The organism is Lysinibacillus sp. NPDC096382 (assembly GCF_044762845.1).
Lineage (GTDB): Bacteria > Bacillota > Bacilli > Bacillales_A > Planococcaceae > Lysinibacillus.
Genome location: NZ_JBIWFC010000008.1, coordinates 62,822 through 81,576, shown reverse-complemented (window position 1 = coordinate 81,576; position 18,755 = coordinate 62,822). Strand labels below are relative to the sequence as shown.

Sequence of the window (18,755 nt, the reverse complement as noted above, 5' to 3'; positions counted from 1 at the left end):
ACCCCGTTATTTATTCCATTTAATTTTTTGTTATCTATAAATTTCTCGCTTGGAGATTCGAACTAACATCTTCAACCTTACAATCATAATAAGCTTTAAATATGGTAGGTTGACCATTAGCAATTATTATTAAGGCTATCTGATAAAGAACACGACGAGCATCCCGACCCCCACTGTTGGCCTTTTACTGATGTACCAGATTGTGTATTTTCGGCCGAAACCCCTAAGTATTTCTTAAAGTCCTTATATGTATTGAATCTTTCAATATCACCAATAACGCGAATTAATGTACAAGCTATATTTTTCACTAACGAAGGGCAGGGACCGTAGATTTCAGTATAAGGGTGGGGTTGAATTCCTTTTTCGGGTACACTCCATTTTACATGATTCTGGAATAAAAAAAACAATGTCCCCAAACTAACGGCAGAGTTTCTCACTTTGAGAACCCACGTTTAAGTCAAAGGTACATTGATGAGTATAATTTATATTAAATTACATTTTTTTTAAACACATATGTGTTAGCATGTAGACTATTGAAATTAATATAAAGTAGTTAAAGACTTACAGAAACGAACGAAGCCGTTTAGCTGAAGAATGACAAGAATGACAAGGAGGACATTTGTATAAATAAAGAGAATTTATTTAACTCAAAGGGGTTGGGTAATAATGGACGGATACACGATGGAATTAAGAAAATTAGTCGGAAATAGACCATTAATTTTAGTTGGTTCTACTATTATTGTTATAAATGATAAAAAAGAAATTTTATTTCAATACCGTTCGGATACAAAAGAATGGGGTTTGCCTGGTGGAGCAATGGAAATTGGTGAGAATTTAGAACAAACTGCTGAACGTGAACTTTTTGAAGAAACAGGGTTAAAAGCAAAGAGTTTTAAGTTTATTGATACTTTGTCAGGAAGTAATCTTTATTATAAGTATCCTAACGATGATGAAGTCTATAACGTAATTTGTGTTTACTTAGCGGAAGATACAAGTGGCGAGTTAGCTATGAATGATGGTGAAAGTTTGGATTTGAAATATTTCGCCATTAATGAATTACCTTGCAAACTTGACGAAAGAGCAAAGATTATTATTGAAAAACATTTTATTTAGGCTTGTTTTTCAGTGTTGATTTATGTAACTAGGAATCGCCATTTTTGTTGTATAAACGAAGCAGATTGTGAAGTATTGTACTAAAAGTATCGGGGTGCGTTTCTATAATAAATTGAAATGCGTTTTACTAACTAAGCAGTTTAGTTCAAGTTAGATAATGATCTTGTAGGTGGTGATTCTATGAATAAATTTATTATTACATCAGGTGCAGTAGTTCTGGATGAACATAAGAGGATTTTATTAAAAAAGATCCTGATCGAGGTTGGGAGTTACCAGGTGGGATTGTAGAAGAAAATAAAAGTATAAAGCATGCAGTAGTTAGAGAAGTTAAAGAAGAAACGGGAGTAAATATTGATATTATTGAATTTTGTGGAGTTCCACAAGACTTAAAAAGAAATATATGTAATATGTGGTGGTTAGGAACACCTATAAACGGAAGCTTAAAAGTAAGTAAAGAAAGTTTAGAGGTCGGTTTTTTTAGCATTGAAGTTGCATTAAAACTGATAAGAAATGATGACTTTAAAGAGGAACTTTTAATATGTTTAGATAAAGATAAGCAGCCATTTTTTATTACATTATAAGTGACTTTTTATTAGCTAACGGGTGCGAACAAAGGCTTCTGCTTTTATAAAAAGAACGGTTAACAATTAAGCTAACTGTTCAAAGGTTTTATAAAAGGTGTACATGTTGTCACAAATATTCGCGAGGTGACAGCATAAGAAATCTCCAAATGTACAAAGAACGGTGGGCAATTGAGTCATTTTTTCACTGGATTAACAGAACTTTAGGCTTAAATGTAACGCCACCAACTGCAACAGTTTGAATGCTTGTTTTATTTGAATTGGCAAAAGGCCGCAAAATTTCGGAAGGACCTTTAGCCCCGTAGCCCATGTCCTAAAAGGAAAATTGTAAAAATATATTCTATGCAGGATAAGTGAAACTAATAAAAATAATGAGAACTATTACATTACGTAAAGCATTACCTTAGTGGGAATAAAGGCTGGCTTGTTGTAATATCCAATTTAGGCAAAGCTGAAGGGCATGCCGCCTGTTATTCACAGGCGGCATATTATAAATTATTGTCTAATACTTTAGGGTTATCTCACAATAGCTCTGCTGTATTACTCCATGACGACTATTTTAAAGGTCCTGTATTTTAACTAAGGTTATTACCGAAGTGGCCGTTTGTGCTAGAGGAATAGTGCCTACGGATCCTAACATAACTGTACCACCTGTACTAGCACTTACTACTTCATTAAATACTGTGTCTCCTGCACTCAAAGCGAATATCGTTGGCATCATTATGGTTCCGCCATTTCGTACACCACCGGCTATGAGGGAAAATCCAGATTGTGCCGGCGATGAATTCACAACGATGGCGGTTGAGTTATCCACTTCTACCTGAAGTCTACTGATTACAAGGTAAATACCTGATACATTTACAGTTACACTGCCATCTCCGTTAATCGTAAAAGCACCTGGAGTATTCGTCGGGTTGCTGAATGTGACCGGAATAATAGTAAAATTGCTAAATGGGCCAATGTCAAATCCAAAAAATACTCCCTGTACGGGTGTAAACGCTACTGGCCCTGTTGCTCCAGTTGTTCCAGCTGTTCCTGTTGCTCCAGTAGCTCCAGTTGTTCCAGCTGTTCCTGTTGCTCCAGTAGCTCCAGTTGTTCCAGCTGTTCCAGCTGTTCCTGTTGCTCCGGTTGCTCCAGTAGTGCCAGATGATCCGGTCGGCCCTATTGCACCTGTAGGACCCGTGGCTCCTGATGCACCTGTAACTCCAGTAGCTCCAATCCCCGTAGGTCCAGTAGGTCCAACAGGGCCACCAGAAGGTCCTGTAGCCCCAGTAGCACCGGTTGGACCTACTAAAGAAGGAGCAGCTAAGATGTTTTCCAGTTTAGATTGAAGGAGTAGCTCCTTCTTAATTAATTCTTGCATAGTACTTTGAACACTTGAATTTACCTGTAGCAACTCATTGATGGTTGCTGGAACCGAAAGTCCGGGCAGCGTACCGATAGCGTATTGGATTTTCTCCGCTTCGGCATTAATAATGTGTCCTAGCCCTAACTCTTCAATCGCTATAGAAGATAACAAGAGATTCAAGGCGTCATCTCTAGTAATAGTGATACTAGGGGTTATATTAGGAAGATTCGCTTGTGACAATGTCTTCATCCTTTCTTAATTTATCGATCTAATAGAGAGGTCTCCCTCCTGTTAGTCGTATAATGCAGAATATGATTTTTATTCATTAACGATATGAGCCTTCAACCCGCATAGAAGCTATTTTTACAAATACATACCGAATTACACTAGAATTGGACGCAAAGAGCCCGGAATCGCCAACGTCTCTCGGACTTAGACTCGCGTTTCCTAAATTCCATACTGCCTCCATTTTTTATCCTAACTGAACATGAAGTATGATGTCAGATATCTACGCTATGTTTACAAAATGAAAGAGAAGCAGGTGAAGTAGTCATTTCATTTAAAGCTACAATTGAAGGTTAAACTAGTGAGGGATTACTTTATAACGAACAAGGAACAAATAAAGTGAATATATTAAAAATTAGAATCAGAACTCACTTCAATAAGGAGTACTGATCCGTCTGTGTTTATTCAAAATTTTATGGGAAGAGACGTTTTATATAGCGTATTACAATATCTCCCCGTATTTCTTAGTCCGGTAGAAAATAGGTAATTAAAAATTCATTATTTGTAGAAAATCAGGTTCTGTGCCTTTCTACAATTGGTTAGAAAAACGTGATAATTGTAACCAAATATATAAGCGCATGAATCAATCGCTTCAAGCTTATGAGCTAGTAGTCGTTGTTCTCGTTTCAACTTTCGCTCTAATCGTTTGCCAAAATAATCAATTCACAAGTAATCTTTGTTGCTAAGTACCTATTATATATGTACACCTGAATGGACAAATAAGCTAACGGTTAGAATGCCAGTAAAAGTAATGATAATCGATGTTATAGAACTAACTAGCGGCTTAAAAGCTAAGTCTCTTGGTATTCATGTTGTGAAACGCAAGAAAAAATGTGTAGTAACAAAAAAATGTGTAGTAAAAAAAATGGTAATGATTTAATTTAATATAGTAGTGCTAAAAGTATGTAAACATTTGTCTTAAAAAGACAACTTTTGCTTTTTCTTTAGGACACCAACTAAAAAAGGCATAACAGCAACAAGCAACTTTATATCACGATTCTTAATTTAGAAATTAAGCAAAGAACAAAAAAACAATTTATTTTAGATTTGGTTTAGAAAAGGTTTTTATAATATTGTAGAGGTGTATGTAGATGAAGATAAAAGTATTAATTGTAGAAGATGACCCGTTTTTGGGTGAAATGATTGAAAAATACTTAATAAAATTAGGCTATCAAACAGAGTGGATCACTTCTGGACAAGCAGCGTTAGAAAAAATATATTCCAACGCTTATGATTTATGTTTACTAGATATTATGTTGCCAGAAATAAGTGGGCAAGTACTTTTAAAAGAAATCCGACAATTACATTCAATGCCTATAATTATGATGACTGCATTATCAGATGAACAAAATCATTTGACTGCATTAGAAAATGAAGCGGATGACTATCTCACTAAGCCGTTTTCAATGAAGATATTGCTGGCTCACATAGAAAATGTCCTACGTCGAACGGGAATCCTTAAAAAGAGTATTGAATTGAATGGAATCATTATTTATCCAGAATCACAAGAGATTTTATGGGACGAGAATAAGTATTTCCTTAACAAAAAGGAATTTGAATTACTTATGAGTTTTGTTCAAAATCCAAATCAAATCGTACCAAAAGAAAGAATACTCGTCAAAATATGGGGCTATGATTTTGAGGGAAATGAGGGAATCATTCATGCTACAATGAATAAATTAAGAGAAAAGCTACCAAAACAATTTATAAAAACTATTAAAGGCGTAGGATATAGACTAGGTGATGAAAATGAAGAATAGACAACTTAAAATTTCTGGTAAGTTTTTCTTGTATAGTTTAGGATTACTGCTAATACTATTAGTCATTTGCTTCTTCTTTTTTTACAGCCAGTTAAAAAATACTGTAGAAATCACACAGCGTCAGCAAGTTTCTAGGCTCTTTGCTTCTCTTATTGATACCGTTCAATACGAAACAGATGAAATTAAAATTATTGAAATGACAAAGCAGTTTTCGGAAGAAAACCGGTCTTTTGATTTTGCTTATATTTCTAATGACGGAGATGTTTTTTTCAAAACCCCTAAATTTGATATTGATAATATCCCTTCTATATTTAACAAAACTCCTATTATAAAAGATGGTATAAATACTCGCTTTATAGAAAGGACAGGTGATAATTCTAAAGCGGTTAGTAGAGAATCACTTATATTAACTCTTAAGATGGCTGACAAGGGAAATATCGTAATTTCAAATACTTTACGACCCCAAGAAGTTATCAAGACGATGCTTCCGACTATGAGCAAGATATTTATTGTGCTACTGATAATTTGTCTTTTAGCTTCATTCCTTTTCTCTAAAATAATCACTTCTCCCATAAAAAAAATAGCAAGTGATACTAAAAAAATGGCCTTGTTAGAGGAAGTGGAACCTCCTACAAAAAGAGTTGATGAAATCGGAGAGTTATCCGAAGATATTTACTCTATGCACTTAAGATTAAAACAGACAATAGAGGATTTACAAAAAGAAATAGCATTGGTGAAAAAGATGGAAGAAAATCAGCGGTATTTTTTTTCTGCTGTATCACATGAGCTAAAAACGCCAATTGCTTCATCAATGAGTTTGATTGAAGGAATTATAGATGGGGTTATAGAGAAAGAAGATTATTCAAAACAATTAGATAATCTTTTATCTATTCAACAACATCAAGCAACTTTAGTTAATGAATTACTGATGATTGTAAATATGGATAATCCTGATTTTATCGTTCAAAAAGAATCTATACATCTGGCTTCTTTCTTTGATATTGTTTTGGAAAAGTATAGGATTCTTATAGATGAACAGATGTTGAAAGCAGAATGTGCTATTGATAATGCTTTGTTTATTAAATCGGATAAAAAGTTGTTGTCAAAAATTTTCTCTAATTTATTGCTTAACGCCATTCAAAACACAAAAGCAGGTGAAGAAATCAAAGTATTTTCAAAAATACGTGGTAGTTCTATAGAACTAGAAATTATCAACACAGGTACAAAAATTCCGCATAAAATATTAAAAGATATCGCAAACCCATTTTTCAGTACGGACAATGTTCGCACTTCTAGTATTGGGAAAAGTGGACTGGGTCTTACAATTGTCCAAAAAGCTTTAAATATACAAGGATTTGATTTCCGGATAGAAAATATTGATAAGGGCGTATGTGTCACTATTATATTTTAAGCACTCATACTAAATATCCAATTCAAGAAGAAACAACTCAATTTTGAGTTGTTTCTTCTTGTTGTTGAAATACTATTATGTCAATGAAATCAAGGTGACAATTAAAAGGTATAGCCCTTTTTCAAAACGAGAGGTCGATCTCCGTTCCGACTGAGTGCTTTCCTGAGGGCGTCCGATGAGCCGCTTCACTCGCGTTGCTCGCTCCAGGGTCTCATCTGTGACGCTGAATCCCCGAGGAGTCACTCAGTCTACACTCCAATCAATCACTGCCCATAGTATTTTCTTCTGGTACTTCACACAAATTAATAGTGATAAATTTGAAGTCTTAGCCATCACTATATTGTGTCAAAATGGAGCTTTGATAACATATTTATATGCGAAAGCAGAGCAATACTTTATGTAAAGTTACAAAGTAGTTTTATGCATAAAATGTAGGTTAATAGCTGTAGAATTGTACCACCATTCTATCCATTTAATGATGGTGAGTAACATGCTTTTACTTTACTTTTAAGGAAAGAAAATATTTAAAGTTCTACACTATTGCTGATTGGAGTGCAAGGCTACTCGACTCCCGTGGGATAGCGAGACAGACGAAACCCTGCACGGAGCGTCAGCGCAGGAAGCGGCTCGTCGCTCGCCCACAGGAAGCTTTGCTCTGTGCGAAAGCGAAGCGTCAGCAACAAAGCGAGTAGCCTGGAACGGAAATCATCTTCATTTGACTTAGTAGTGTTCACAAAGAGTCCCTCGACCATTTAGTTTTTCAACACTATGAAGAAACAACTCAATTTTTGAGTTGTTTTTTTGTACTTTAGAAATAAGTTAGATTCGTTTCTTATACTCATACTTGTACTAAGGAGTACCAATATAAACAAGGAGGATTTTCAATGTATATTATTAGTAATGCACTAAAAAATATTAAGAGGAATAGGGGACGAAATATATTACTAGGAATCATAATACTAGTATTGATCATAGCGTCTGTTACTGCACTAATGATAAATCAGGTGTCAAGCTCGGTTATTAATGACTACAAAGGTCGTTTTGGTTCGGAAGTAACTATATCCGCAAATATAGATAAAGTGCGTGAAGAAGCTATGAGCAATAGTACAGATGGGAAGATACGGGTAGCAATTCCGACTATTCCAGCTGAACAATATATTGCTTTTGGCGATTCAGACTATTTGAAAGAAAGTTACTATTCCGCTTCTATAGGGTTAAGAGTACCTGAACTTGAAAGTGTTGACGAAAGTTTAGGTGGTGGCACTGGCAACAAAATGATGATGGGTGGTCCTGATATGACTTCTGAAATACCAGAATATTACACGAAATTGACTACACCAAATATTACAGAATTTGATCAGGGATATAGACAATTGACTGATGGAGAAATGCCAAATGGAGAAAACGAGGCAATTATCTCTCGTGACTTTGCAGAATTAAATAACTTAAGTATCGGAGATATAATAAAGGCGGAATCTGAGTTGAATCCAGAAGATAGAGAATCGGACGCTGGAGATTATCCAATTTCATATGAACTAAAAATAGTAGGTATTTATGATGATATAACAGAAGAGTATGGAAGCGGTCAGCAACAAAATGCATATACGAACCGTAGAAATGAAATACTTTCGAACTTTGGTACAATTATTGCTAAAATGCAAGATGATTATAGAGGAATTCAAGTTGGTGCAACTTATTATTTGAACAGTCCTGAAGACATTGACGGATTTACGGAAGAACTAGGAGAAAAAGGACTATCTGACTTATTCGACGTAAAAACAGACATGGATAGTTATAATCAAATAGTTGGTCCAGTCGAGGGGTTAAGTAGTGTATCTTCAACATTTCTTATTATCGTGCTGATATTTGGTGGAATTTCTATTGCTGTCATTTCATCTATTGCTATTCGCGAACGTAAATATGAAATCGGCGTATTAAGAGCAATGGGTATGAAAAAATCAACCGTATCATTCAGTTTATGGTTAGAAGTTTTTCTAATTACTGCGGTTTGTGTCGTCATTGGTATTTTGGGAGGCACTATGTTAGCACAGCCAATAGCAGATATGTTGCTACAACAACAAATAGACGCAGTTCAAGCAGCCGCTCAAAATACACAAATGCAAGGCATGATGATGGCAGGTGGAATGAATAATGCTGTTGTTGAAGAACCCCTATCACATTTAGATGTCGTACTTAATATAGCTACATTGCTTAAGATAAGTATGATTGCAATATTATTAACAACTGTATCGGCAGTAAGCTCGATGTTGAAAATTGTGAAATACGAGCCAATTAAAATTTTGATGGAAAGGAATTAAAAGAATATGAGTTGTTTAGAATTAAAAGATATTTCATATGCCTATATTAAAGGCAAGCGTGTTCTTAAAGCTATTAACTATAAATTTAATCAAGGTAAAGTATATACCATTGTAGGTAAATCAGGTGCAGGGAAATCTACCTTACTGTCGCTCGTAGCTGGCTTAGATAAGTGTCAAGACGGTGCAGTTTTAATTAATGGCAAGTCACTAAATGAGATTGATCGTGACAAATACCGCGCTCAAGACGTCGGGATTATATTCCAGCAATATAATTTGCTAACAAATGCAACTGCACTAGAAAATATAGTGCTTTCAATGTATATCAGTAAAACCAAAATTAAGAATAAGAACAGACACGCTTTGGAGTTACTGAATAAAGTTGGGATTAATGAGGAGAAAGCCACAAGAGCAGTAATGAAATTGTCTGGTGGTGAACAACAACGAGTAGCTATTGCCAGAGCATTAGCTCATAACCCTAATATTATAATTGCCGATGAACCGACTGGAAACTTAGATAAAAATACTGAAAAAGATATTTTAGAAATATTTGCTGAATTAGCCCATTCTGAAAACAAGTGTGTGATAATTGTTACCCATTCTCAGAAAGTGACAAAAATTGCTGATAACATTTGTTTGATAAAAAATGGCAGTTTAATAGACATGGGAGACGAGGACAATGATTAGTAAAAAAATCACAGATAAAATTTTCGTGCTAAAGATTACATTATTTATGATCGCAATGCTGTTTTTTCTAAGTAGTATTTGGAGCTTTTCTGAAAACACCAAATATTTAAATACGCTTGTTGAACAAGGGCAACTTGAAGCGATTAGTTTTAATTATGAAATTGTCCAATTTTATCTAAGCAGTAGTGGACAATACTTCGTTTATGCAATACTTATATTTGTTTCTGCGATTTTATTAGGAAGACAAAATAACAAAATAGACAATCAACCTATTCGAAAGTCAAATACAAATATTCACCTTGCTCAACAGGAAAGTATAGAAAAAGATGAAGAAATTGATGAATGGTTAACTAAAATGATGAAAAAAAGAAAAGATAATTAAAGGATTCATTTAAAAAAGAAGCATAGTGACACTTGGAGTGTACTTTATGCTTCTTTTTTTCTTTATCAATATATAGCCATGCACATTCTTAAAAGAGGGATTTTTTATTTTTGTATTGTCACATATCTTTTTTAATCTGGTGTGGTATTAAATTCTAAAATGAATTGCATTTAACTAAAACCCAATAATTCATCTTTTGCTTCCTTATACTCAGGATATATTTCTAGTGCCTTTAGAAGTAATTTTTTATACATGAACGGATTCCCTTTATTTTTAAAACATAGTGCTTGATAAAATAAAGATTGGTATGATCCTATACCAGACATCGTTAAATATGCAAGGTTTTTCTCTCCTAATGAAAGACAATGTTCTAAAGTTAGAATACACTCATTAAACATACCTTCATGATAAAGAGAGACTGCCTTATAAAAGTGTAAATCAACGTAATCAGGGTATAAGAGAATCGCTTTATCAATCCCTTTTAATGCTTCTTTAAAGGATCCGGAAGTTACTAGTATTGAATATTTCAGATTATATAAAAGGGAAGAGGGCTTTAAACCAGCTATCAAAAACCTTTTAATAGATTCATTACAATATAAAAAAGCTGTTTCGTATTTTTTTTGCCGATAGTATTCACTAGCAAGATGATATTCCATCCACGGACTATGTTTGTCGTTTTTTATTTCAGAATGAAGCAAACTCATATTCCGCTCATTTTTTTTCTTCTTCTCTGTTACCTGTGTAAGGTATCCTAAATGATGAATCTTTATAGGTAAATGCTGAATGTTATGAACATCCATATCCAAATCATTTAAGTTTATTGTTTCATGAATACTATTTTCAAATTTAAAACCTAGGCGATTTTTAAATAGCCTGGACTGTGCCATAGTATAAATTCTATTTTCATCTATTTTATCACCATAATAATTCACAAGTTCTAATGATAATATATCCACATTAGATTCCTTAATATATTTATGGAGAATGGCTCTATCGATATTTTCAAGAGTTTCATCTGCATCGAGAATTAATATCCATTCACCTTTCGCATTTTCGAGGCTAATATTCCTTGCTTCTGCAAAATTATTATTCCATTTATGCGAGATTACTTTTGCTCCGAAACTTTTACCAATCTCAATTGAAGAATCCGTAGAGCCTGTATCCACAATAATTATTTCATCTACAATTCCTTGAACACTCTTGAGGCAACCAGGTAAGAATTCTTCCTCATTTTTAACAATCATGCACATAGAAACAAAACAATTATCCAATTAATCTCCTCCCTCAATAGTATACCTTTAAAACTTTATGAATATGAATAAAAGAAAAAGGAGTGTTTTTGTTGAGTATCACTTTATCAATGGTGGTGAAAAATGAGGGCGATCGATATTTAAAAAAGGCGTTGATGCAACATAAGCCATTTATTAACGCTGCTGTCATTATAGATGATGCTAGTACAGATGATACCATTCCAATTTGTCAAGAAGTACTCTCTGGGATTCCATTGAAAATTGTGGAAAACAAAGAATCACGCTTTTTTAATGAAATAACACTTAGAAAGCAACAGTGGGATGAGACAATACAAACAAACCCTGATTGGATATTAAATCTAGATAGTGATGAAATGATTGAATCATCTTTTCTTACACAATTTGAAATCATTACAAATCAACAAATGTATGATGCCGTCTATTTTCGTTTATATGATATGTGGAATGACTCACATTATCGTGAGGATAAATATTGGTATGCACATAGAACTTTTAGACCTTTTCTAGTTCGCTTCAAACCTACTGATCAATATATCTGGAAAGAGACGGCGCAGCACTGCGGTCGGTTTCCATTAAATATTTTTGAGTATAAACACTTTTATAGTACCGTGAAAATTAAACATTACGGATGGTCAACAGAGAAAGATAGAAAAGCAAAGTATGAAAGATATATGGAGCTGGATAATGGAGGGGTTTATGGGTGCCTCGAACAATATCATTCAATATTAGATAAGGATCCAAATTTAATTAAATGGGGTTGAAAAATTAATGGTAACAATTAGTCTGTGTATGATAGTGAAAAATGAAGAAGAGGTTTTAGGTCGATGTCTACAATCAGTAAAACATATTGTAGATGAGATTATTATTGTAGATACTGGATCTACTGATGATACTAAGGAAATAGCAAAAAAATTCGATGCTAAAATATATGACTTTGAATGGTGTAATGATTTTTCTAAAGCTCGTAACTATGCCTTTAGTTTAGCGAACAAGGATTATATTCTGTGGATAGATGCAGATGATGTAATTGAAGAGAAGGAACAATTGAAATTAATTAAACTAAAAGAAAATCTATCCGAAGAGATAGACACAGTAAGTATGCCATATATATTATCTGTTAGTGAATCTGGTGATGTAGGCTATCAGATACGTAGACACAGATTAGCTAAACGAGAACGACAATTTAAATGGGAAGGTAAGGTTCACGAAGTCTTATTAGTTTCCGGAAATATCTTACACAGTGATATAGCTATCAAACATCAAAAAGAAAAAAAATATACAGATCGAAATTTACTTATCTATATGGATTGCTATAAAAGGGGAGAATACTTTTCACCCAGAGATGTCTATTATTTTGGGAATGAGTTACTGGATCATAAAAAATATGAAAAAGCTATTGAGCAATACCGAGCATTCTTAGATTCCAATCAAGGATGGGTGGAAGATAATATTAATGCATGTTTTAATTTATCAAACTGTTATAGTCAACTTAACGAGAACGATTTACAGCTACAAGCGTTATTACGCATTCTAGAATATACTAAACCCACACCGAAATTTTGTTGTTTTTTGGGGGATATTTTAAAAGAAAAAGGGAACATTAATAGTTCTTCGTACTGGTATTTAACAGCACTAAATATTGGTAAACCTGAAGCGGAATATTCGGTTTTAGAACCACAATATTGGACGTGGTATCCTCATCTACAACTATGTGCATTATATTATCAGCAGGGGGACATGAAAAATTCGGAATTTCATCATGATCATGCGAAATACTATGTGCCAGAACATCCAAGTGTTATTTTTAATGAACAATTTTTTAATCAACAACTTGGAGAAAATGAATTATCTGTAGAACATGACATGAAAAACCAAATCTTTAATTTAGTAGAAGCAGAGACAGTTGAGAAAAATAAAAAAGGTAAAGTCAAAATACTGATTGGGAGCCCAATTAAACAAGATAGTGATATTTTGATGCACTTTCTCCATTCACTTGATAATTTAGAAAAAAGTGATGAAGTACAAGTAAATTACTTATTCTTTGACGATAATGATGATCTGACATCAAAGAAACTACTTAAAAACTTCTCTACTAATCGAGAGGTTTCCATTATTGAAACAAAAAATAAATATGAATATATTAAGAATGATGTCACACATTACTGGACCCCTAATAATGTACATCATGTGTCAAGTATGAAAAATCATATCCTTCATTATGCTAAAGAAAAAGATTTTGACTATGTATTCTTAATAGATTCAGATTTAGTGTTACATCCCAAAACTTTAGTTAATTTGCTTAAAGCAAACAAGGATATTATATCAAATATATTCTGGACCAAGTGGACACCCGATGCTATTGAAATGCCACAAGTTTGGATGCAAGACGAATATCAACTATTCAATAAGGAAGATCAACATACTCTTTCTGAAAGTGAGATTAAACTTAAATCCATTGAATTTATTATGAAAATGAAAGTTCCAGGGATATATAAGGTCGGAGGACTAGGTGCGTGCACACTTATAAGTAAGAATGTAATAAATGCTGGTGTAAACTTCAACAAAATTTATAATGTTTCTTATGTTGGTGAAGACCGTCATTTTTGTATAAGAGCAGCAGTACTCGACTTTTCTATGTATGTAGAAACGACCTACCCTGCTTTTCATATATACAGAAAAGAAGACCTAGAAGAAATAGAGCAATGGAAATATAAAAATTCATTCAAACAAAAAGGGGAATGAAAATGAGTTGTTTAAACGATGCCCTTGCAAAAAAAGTAGATTTTTCATTTTGTATCGAAAAGGAAATTTCAAGACATTATCTTTATAATGTAGCAGGAAAATTAATTAAAACAGCAATTGACGATGAATCAAAACATGATTTGGTTATAGAAAATTTAACTTTTTTATTTACTAAAATTCATGGTCAACAAATATCTGATATGCAAAAATATAATATATACAAAAAAATAATGGTTGAGTTCAATGATGTGATAGAAACTTCTTTTACAGAAAAGTTAATTGAAAAGCTGGTTATTGGCAATAAATTGTTACATCTTCTGAACAAAAAATTAGAGCAATATCAACTGAATAAGAAAGTGGAATGTACCCATCTCAATTTTATCTTATTAGGAATAAAACATAATTACAGTACGTTTTTGATTGAGATAGATCCAAAATTAATTGATTTAATTAATACAAATCATGCAGATGAAAGCATTATTAGCTCAAGAGATAAAAATGTTTCTTCTCAAAATAATACTACAAGTGAAAATATTAGTAGCCCAAGAGATAAAAGTATATTTTCTCAAAGGAATAAAAGGGAAAATATTTGGATAGATAATAAAAAAGTATGGAATCGTAATGATGATGACTAATTTATCGTTTTACGATTAAAAGGGGGGATATAGGCTTTTCTCTATGGATTTAGAGGAATTAGTGGTGATGAAAATCTTACGAGAATCGGCTATGTGTTTGTACGATCATAGGCATCAAATACTTGCTAGCTGTTATAAAAGTACCCTGTAAAAGACTTAAAAGGTCCTGCACCCCTAAAGAAGGAGTCAAAATTCTACTTTAAGGGTGTTTTTTGGGCGAAATACAGTGAAGAATTCAAAATAAATGTCGTTAATGAATATATGGCTCATATGAAGAATTAAAGAAGAAAACCGAACGATAACTATAACAAAAACTGGCTGCATAATAAAAACTCTAACTTTGAGGGGTCACTACCTTCTTACAGAGTACTTTTATTTATAATGAACATAAAGAACCTATTTACTAATCAAAAAAATTACTCTAGAAGCTTCCTTATATAATACTAATATGCGGAGATATTGTCATACGCTATATAAAACGTCTCATCCCATATATTTGCATGAACACAGACGGACCAGTACTCCTTATTGAAGTGAGTTCTGGTCCTATTTTTTATATATTCACTTGTAAACATAGCGTAGATATCTGATATCATACTTCATGTTCAGTTCAGGATACAGTATATCGGAATATAGGAAACGAGAGTCTAAGTCCGGGGGTGATTCCGGGCTCTTTTCGTCCAACTCTAGTGAGATTCATTCTTTGGTATGTATTTGTAAAAATAGCTTCTTAACGGGTTGAAAGCTCATACCGTTAATGAAAAAAAATCATATCCTGCATTATACGACTTAAAAGAGGAAGACTTCTCTATTAAATCGACAAATGAAGAAAGGATGAAGACAATGTCACAAGCGAATATTCCTAATATAACCCCTAGCATCACTATTACTAGAGATGACGCCTTGAACCTCTTATTAGCTTCTATAGCGATTGAAGAGTTAGGGCTAGGACACATCATTAATGCCGAAGCGGAAAAAATTCAATACGCAGTCGGTACATTGCCAGGACTATCGGTTCCGGCGACCCTTAATGAGTTGCTGGAGGTTAATGCAAGTGTTCAAACTACCATACAAGGATTAATTAAGAAGGAACTGCTCCTTCAAACTAAACTGGAAAATATCTTAGCTGCTCCTTCTGTAGTAGGTACAACAGGTGCAACAGGTGCCACTGGAGCCGCTGGTGCAACAGGTGCCACTGGAGCCACAGGTGCAGGGTCAACTGGAGCCACAGGTGTCACTGGGGCTACAGGGCTAACGGGAGCTACAGGCGGTACGTTTACAGCCAACAACATCAAAGTAGGAAGCTTCATTCAGCAAGTAGTTACACCAGGGTCGTCTTATATGTTTGATTCAAATATAAATAGCAATGGAATCGGTATTACACATACACCTGGATCACCAGATATCAATCTAAGTCCGAACAGCGTCTATTGGATCAATAGCTATTTGGAAGGGTTTGAGACGCCAACTGGCGGTATCGGATTCGCGCTTCGCCTGAACGGGGTTCCCCTTTTTGGGAGTCATGTCGGCAACGGAGGCGCTGTTGGGGTCGATACACAACTCTCAGGAGCATACATTCTAAACACTGGACCTGGCGTTAACGTTCTACAGATGTTCAATGATGATAACACAAATACTACGACGGCTAGTAACGGTACGCTTGGCGCTTCATTGACAATTATGCAGATTGGTTAGTGCATTAGCCTATGACGAATATTATTATAACCCCTAGCATTATTATTTATCATCTAATGCATTGAACGACACGTCAAAAGGAGATGCCGATATCAGAAGGACTGGTTTAAAAATATAGAGCCTTCATTACACCGATATGGTAATTTCTAATATGACAATAGTGAGACAGAACAGGTAGTAGCCTCTAACAAACGTCTAAATAAATGCAGAAATAGCCCTGCGTTTATTTAGACGCGATGTATATTCCAGTAGGTAGTGAAGAGGTGTCCAAAGAAGCAGTTTAATCGCAGTTGACATTCGTGAAGATGTCTCAAATGATGCGCTAGCCTAGACGTTTACGCCAACTGAATCTGCATACAACTGGTAGAAACTTCTCACTGAACGCAAGGAACGATTCCTATGCCATGGAGGTGTCCCGAAGTCTACAATTAGATTAGCATATGCCACCTATCGTAAGTCTAAGTTATAATGGCTTGACAATTTTTCTCCATTTTTCTCCGTATTATCACCAACAATCACCTCTAAATGCCCAACTGAATTTAGGGAACAATAGTTACGCTCATTTCGTGACTTCACCCATTAATCGACCGTGTTATTTGCAATCATAATCTTCATATTCACACTCACATTCACACTCTTTTTCATGCCTACAATGTTTTTTGCATTTCACTTCATGTATTTCAGTAAAATCAACAACACTTTCTAATTTCATTAATAGAAGCATTTCTTTTTTAACAATTGTTTTTAATAACTGATTTACATTACTATTAGCTTCTAACAAAATATTAATATCACACGTTTCTCTAGTTATCTTATCTAGTTTTCTTCCTTGTGCTTTAATAATCTCAGCTAAACCTAATTCTTCCATCGCAATTGATGAAAGTAATAAATTTGCAATGTCTTTTTTACTAAGATTTATATCTGGCTTAATATCAGGTATGTTGGGCATCGACAATTTAAATCACCTCAAATGTTTCCAATTTTTTCTTCACCAATTTAAAAATAATTACGCAAATCAATATATTCATATTGTCCAAGCTTTATTCTTGACCCAATTATGCCTTGGCATAATTGAGTCCAAATTCGTACAAGAACTCCTTCCCAATTCCGTAGGGAAAACATTTTTTTGGCGAATGTATGATAAGTTTTTGCCAAATACAGAACAATGGCAATCGGGTTTTAATGCGCAGGTCACATGTTCGCTGAAATATGCCTCTAATTCAAGGATGGTGTGTCCTGGAGTAATATTTAGACGTGTGTCATTTCGTAAGTCATGCAAACCGGTATTGTACGTATACCCCCTGAGAATGGCAAAATCATCGAATCCAAGCAAGAGATGTGACAATGAGATGTCTTGTGTTGACAGGCTTGTTGAAAACGAAGCTTCTTTTTCATGATACGAGCAACCGTTGTCTCAGGTGTTTTCGCTACACGCGCTAATGTGTGATAGTTGCACCAATTTCAAATGCCTTGTATAGCGTTTTTTCGATGCTACGTACATGGCATTTCTTTTGAAAATCAAGGACCCAGAAAGATTCTCGACTCCAATATGCCTGAGGTATTCATGAGTTATGTTCGACTTGATTTGACAATTTATATGACACAAATATAAATACTCATCATACAATAAACATGTAATCAAAAAATCGTTAATGGAAGGGGTTTTTTCATGAGTTTTCCTAACATACCCAATATTACAGCTTCAATTACTATTACTAGGGATGAAGTATTAAACTTATTACTTTCATCTATTGCTTTTGAAGAGTTGGGATTAAGCCATATTATTAATGCAGAGGGAGAAAAAATTCAATATGCTTTAGGATTGATCCCGGGTTTAACCCAACCAGCTTCAATACCTGATTTATTAAGCATTAATGATAGTGTGCGTAAAACATTAGATTCTGTTACAAGAAAAGAACTGGTTTTGCAATCAAAATTGCAAAACATCGTGGATCTTTTGACAGGTGACTAATCACTTATAGTTACATCAAAAGAAGTGAAAATAGATTCATAGTTAAATTGGAATGTAAGCCCGTAATCAAATAACGTATATAAATAACCATGCACTCCCGGAATGATAGACATCAAAAAAGGGGGTGCTTCTTTATGTCAACTACCAAACTAACAATTGTCCCTGTGATACTGGATACCCAGCACGGACAAGTATCCTTTTAATAATTCAACGCAATTTTCCCCTGAACCAAGCTGTATCATTAAAACAGTTGGTGCTATATTTCCTTCTTTAATGGCGTAGATGAACACATCATCCAAACGATCATGAAGGAGTTGGGTAATCGATGAAGCATGATTTTACGAGTGTGCAAAACATCTATATCATTTGTGGCAATACGGATGTGTGAAAAGGCATTGATGGAACTTGTAGAGATGTTATAAATGTTTGTGCTTCGATGGGGATGGCTTTGTCATACTTTATAAACGGCAAGAAAATGGGAAACTGCAATGGCCAAAAGATGAAAAGGAAATGCGGAACCTTTCACAGCAGGAGCTTCGTTGCTCTTAGATCGATTAT

16 protein-coding genes and 2 pseudogenes are annotated in these 18,755 nt (G+C 34.3%); 14 read left to right on the top strand and 4 right to left on the bottom strand.

The genetic code is table 11. The annotated features are described in order from the left end of the window. Nucleotides 1–70: 70 nt before the first annotated feature. Nucleotides 71–362, bottom strand: a pseudogene (locus tag ACIQZA_RS13200) (transposase); the annotation flags it as partial. 304 nt (nucleotides 363–666) lie between these two features. Here ACIQZA_RS13200 and ACIQZA_RS13195 point away from each other — a divergent pair. Next, entirely contained in the window at nucleotides 667–1,113 is a 447-nt protein-coding gene (locus tag ACIQZA_RS13195) for an NUDIX hydrolase (protein WP_402881793.1), read from the top strand. Nucleotides 1,114–1,352: 239 nt separating this feature from the next. Further along, on the top strand, nucleotides 1,353–1,694 hold the full coding sequence (locus tag ACIQZA_RS13190) for an NUDIX hydrolase (protein ID WP_402881916.1): 342 nt from the start codon (nucleotides 1,353–1,355) through the stop codon (nucleotides 1,692–1,694). Between the two features lie 559 nt (nucleotides 1,695–2,253). Here ACIQZA_RS13190 and ACIQZA_RS13185 read toward each other — a convergent pair. Further along, on the bottom strand, nucleotides 2,254–3,282 hold the full coding sequence (locus tag ACIQZA_RS13185; protein WP_427495029.1) for a collagen-like triple helix repeat-containing protein: 1,029 nt from the start codon (nucleotides 3,280–3,282) through the stop codon (nucleotides 2,254–2,256). Nucleotides 3,283–4,418: 1,136 nt separating this feature from the next. Between ACIQZA_RS13185 and ACIQZA_RS13180 the strand changes: the two genes are divergently transcribed. The 5 genes from ACIQZA_RS13180 to ACIQZA_RS13160 all read left to right on the top strand — a co-directional run bounded on the left by ACIQZA_RS13180 (nucleotide 4,419) and on the right by ACIQZA_RS13160 (nucleotide 9,882). Continuing rightward, nucleotides 4,419–5,087, top strand: a complete 669-nt coding sequence (locus ACIQZA_RS13180) for a response regulator transcription factor (protein WP_400934768.1) — start codon at nucleotides 4,419–4,421, stop codon at nucleotides 5,085–5,087. Continuing rightward, nucleotides 5,077–6,498, top strand: coding sequence for a sensor histidine kinase (locus tag ACIQZA_RS13175; protein ID WP_400934769.1), 1,422 nt, complete (start codon nucleotides 5,077–5,079; stop codon nucleotides 6,496–6,498). Before ACIQZA_RS13180 ends, ACIQZA_RS13175 begins: the two co-directional genes overlap by 11 nt. Nucleotides 6,499–7,382: 884 nt before the next feature. Next, on the top strand, nucleotides 7,383–8,816 hold the full coding sequence (locus tag ACIQZA_RS13170) for an ABC transporter permease (protein WP_402881790.1): 1,434 nt from the start codon (nucleotides 7,383–7,385) through the stop codon (nucleotides 8,814–8,816). A gap of 6 nt (nucleotides 8,817–8,822) precedes the next feature. Then, a complete protein-coding gene (locus ACIQZA_RS13165) occupies nucleotides 8,823–9,500 on the top strand; it encodes an ABC transporter ATP-binding protein (RefSeq protein ID WP_402881787.1) in 678 nt (225 codons plus the stop codon). Then, nucleotides 9,493–9,882, top strand: a complete 390-nt coding sequence (locus ACIQZA_RS13160; protein WP_402881785.1) for a hypothetical protein — start codon at nucleotides 9,493–9,495, stop codon at nucleotides 9,880–9,882. The genes ACIQZA_RS13165 and ACIQZA_RS13160 overlap by 8 nt, the downstream gene beginning before the upstream one ends. A 170-nt stretch (nucleotides 9,883–10,052) precedes the next feature. Here ACIQZA_RS13160 and ACIQZA_RS13155 read toward each other — a convergent pair whose 3' ends face one another. After that, nucleotides 10,053–11,153, bottom strand: a complete 1,101-nt coding sequence (locus ACIQZA_RS13155; RefSeq protein ID WP_400934776.1) for a glycosyltransferase — start codon at nucleotides 11,151–11,153, stop codon at nucleotides 10,053–10,055. Nucleotides 11,154–11,224: 71 nt separating this feature from the next. Between ACIQZA_RS13155 and ACIQZA_RS13150 the strand changes: the two genes are divergently transcribed. The 5 genes and pseudogenes from ACIQZA_RS13150 to ACIQZA_RS25550 form a co-directional block, all read left to right on the top strand. Continuing rightward, nucleotides 11,225–11,914, top strand: a complete 690-nt coding sequence (locus ACIQZA_RS13150) for a glycosyltransferase family protein (RefSeq protein WP_402881783.1) — start codon at nucleotides 11,225–11,227, stop codon at nucleotides 11,912–11,914. A gap of 7 nt (nucleotides 11,915–11,921) precedes the next feature. Beyond that, entirely contained in the window at nucleotides 11,922–13,895 is a 1,974-nt protein-coding gene (locus ACIQZA_RS13145) for a tetratricopeptide repeat-containing glycosyltransferase family 2 protein (RefSeq protein ID WP_402881781.1), read from the top strand. A gap of 2 nt (nucleotides 13,896–13,897) precedes the next feature. Further along, the gene (locus ACIQZA_RS13140; protein WP_402881779.1) at nucleotides 13,898–14,530 is read left to right on the top strand and encodes a hypothetical protein; all 633 of its coding nucleotides are present in this window, start codon (nucleotides 13,898–13,900) and stop codon (nucleotides 14,528–14,530) included. A gap of 843 nt (nucleotides 14,531–15,373) precedes the next feature. After that, the gene (locus ACIQZA_RS13135) at nucleotides 15,374–16,225 is read left to right on the top strand and encodes an alpha-helical endospore appendage domain-containing protein (protein WP_400934782.1); all 852 of its coding nucleotides are present in this window, start codon (nucleotides 15,374–15,376) and stop codon (nucleotides 16,223–16,225) included. Nucleotides 16,226–16,349: 124 nt separating this feature from the next. Next, nucleotides 16,350–16,553: pseudogene (locus tag ACIQZA_RS25550) on the top strand (transposase); the annotation flags it as partial. A gap of 264 nt (nucleotides 16,554–16,817) precedes the next feature. Here ACIQZA_RS25550 and ACIQZA_RS13130 read toward each other — a convergent pair. Beyond that, nucleotides 16,818–17,174, bottom strand: a complete 357-nt coding sequence (locus ACIQZA_RS13130) for an alpha-helical endospore appendage domain-containing protein (protein ID WP_400934784.1) — start codon at nucleotides 17,172–17,174, stop codon at nucleotides 16,818–16,820. Between the two features lie 720 nt (nucleotides 17,175–17,894). Between ACIQZA_RS13130 and ACIQZA_RS13125 the strand changes: the two genes are divergently transcribed. Both ACIQZA_RS13125 and tnpB read left to right on the top strand, forming a co-directional pair. Next, the gene (locus ACIQZA_RS13125) at nucleotides 17,895–18,197 is read left to right on the top strand and encodes an alpha-helical endospore appendage domain-containing protein (RefSeq protein WP_400934785.1); all 303 of its coding nucleotides are present in this window, start codon (nucleotides 17,895–17,897) and stop codon (nucleotides 18,195–18,197) included. A gap of 426 nt (nucleotides 18,198–18,623) precedes the next feature. Beyond that, the gene (tnpB, locus tag ACIQZA_RS13120) at nucleotides 18,624–18,746 is read left to right on the top strand and encodes an IS66 family insertion sequence element accessory protein TnpB (protein WP_400934787.1); all 123 of its coding nucleotides are present in this window, start codon (nucleotides 18,624–18,626) and stop codon (nucleotides 18,744–18,746) included. Nucleotides 18,747–18,755: the final 9 nt, after the last annotated feature.

Bases quoted from the DNA above. Each gene is read 5' to 3' on its own strand.
- ACIQZA_RS13195 (WP_402881793.1), top strand. From the start codon at position 667: ATGGACGGATACACGATGGAATTAAGAAAATTAGTCGGAAATAGACCA.
- ACIQZA_RS13165 (WP_402881787.1), top strand. From the start codon at position 8,823: ATGAGTTGTTTAGAATTAAAAGATATTTCATATGCCTATATTAAAGGC.
- ACIQZA_RS13170 (WP_402881790.1), top strand. From the start codon at position 7,383: ATGTATATTATTAGTAATGCACTAAAAAATATTAAGAGGAATAGGGGA.
- ACIQZA_RS13135 (WP_400934782.1), top strand. From the start codon at position 15,374: ATGTCACAAGCGAATATTCCTAATATAACCCCTAGCATCACTATTACT.
- ACIQZA_RS13145 (WP_402881781.1), top strand. From the start codon at position 11,922: ATGGTAACAATTAGTCTGTGTATGATAGTGAAAAATGAAGAAGAGGTT.
- ACIQZA_RS13160 (WP_402881785.1), top strand. From the start codon at position 9,493: ATGATTAGTAAAAAAATCACAGATAAAATTTTCGTGCTAAAGATTACA.
- ACIQZA_RS13125 (WP_400934785.1), top strand. From the start codon at position 17,895: ATGAGTTTTCCTAACATACCCAATATTACAGCTTCAATTACTATTACT.
- ACIQZA_RS13140 (WP_402881779.1), top strand. From the start codon at position 13,898: ATGAGTTGTTTAAACGATGCCCTTGCAAAAAAAGTAGATTTTTCATTT.
- ACIQZA_RS13175 (WP_400934769.1), top strand. From the start codon at position 5,077: ATGAAGAATAGACAACTTAAAATTTCTGGTAAGTTTTTCTTGTATAGT.
- ACIQZA_RS13180 (WP_400934768.1), top strand. From the start codon at position 4,419: ATGAAGATAAAAGTATTAATTGTAGAAGATGACCCGTTTTTGGGTGAA.
- ACIQZA_RS13130 (WP_400934784.1), bottom strand. From the start codon at position 17,174: ATGCCCAACATACCTGATATTAAGCCAGATATAAATCTTAGTAAAAAA.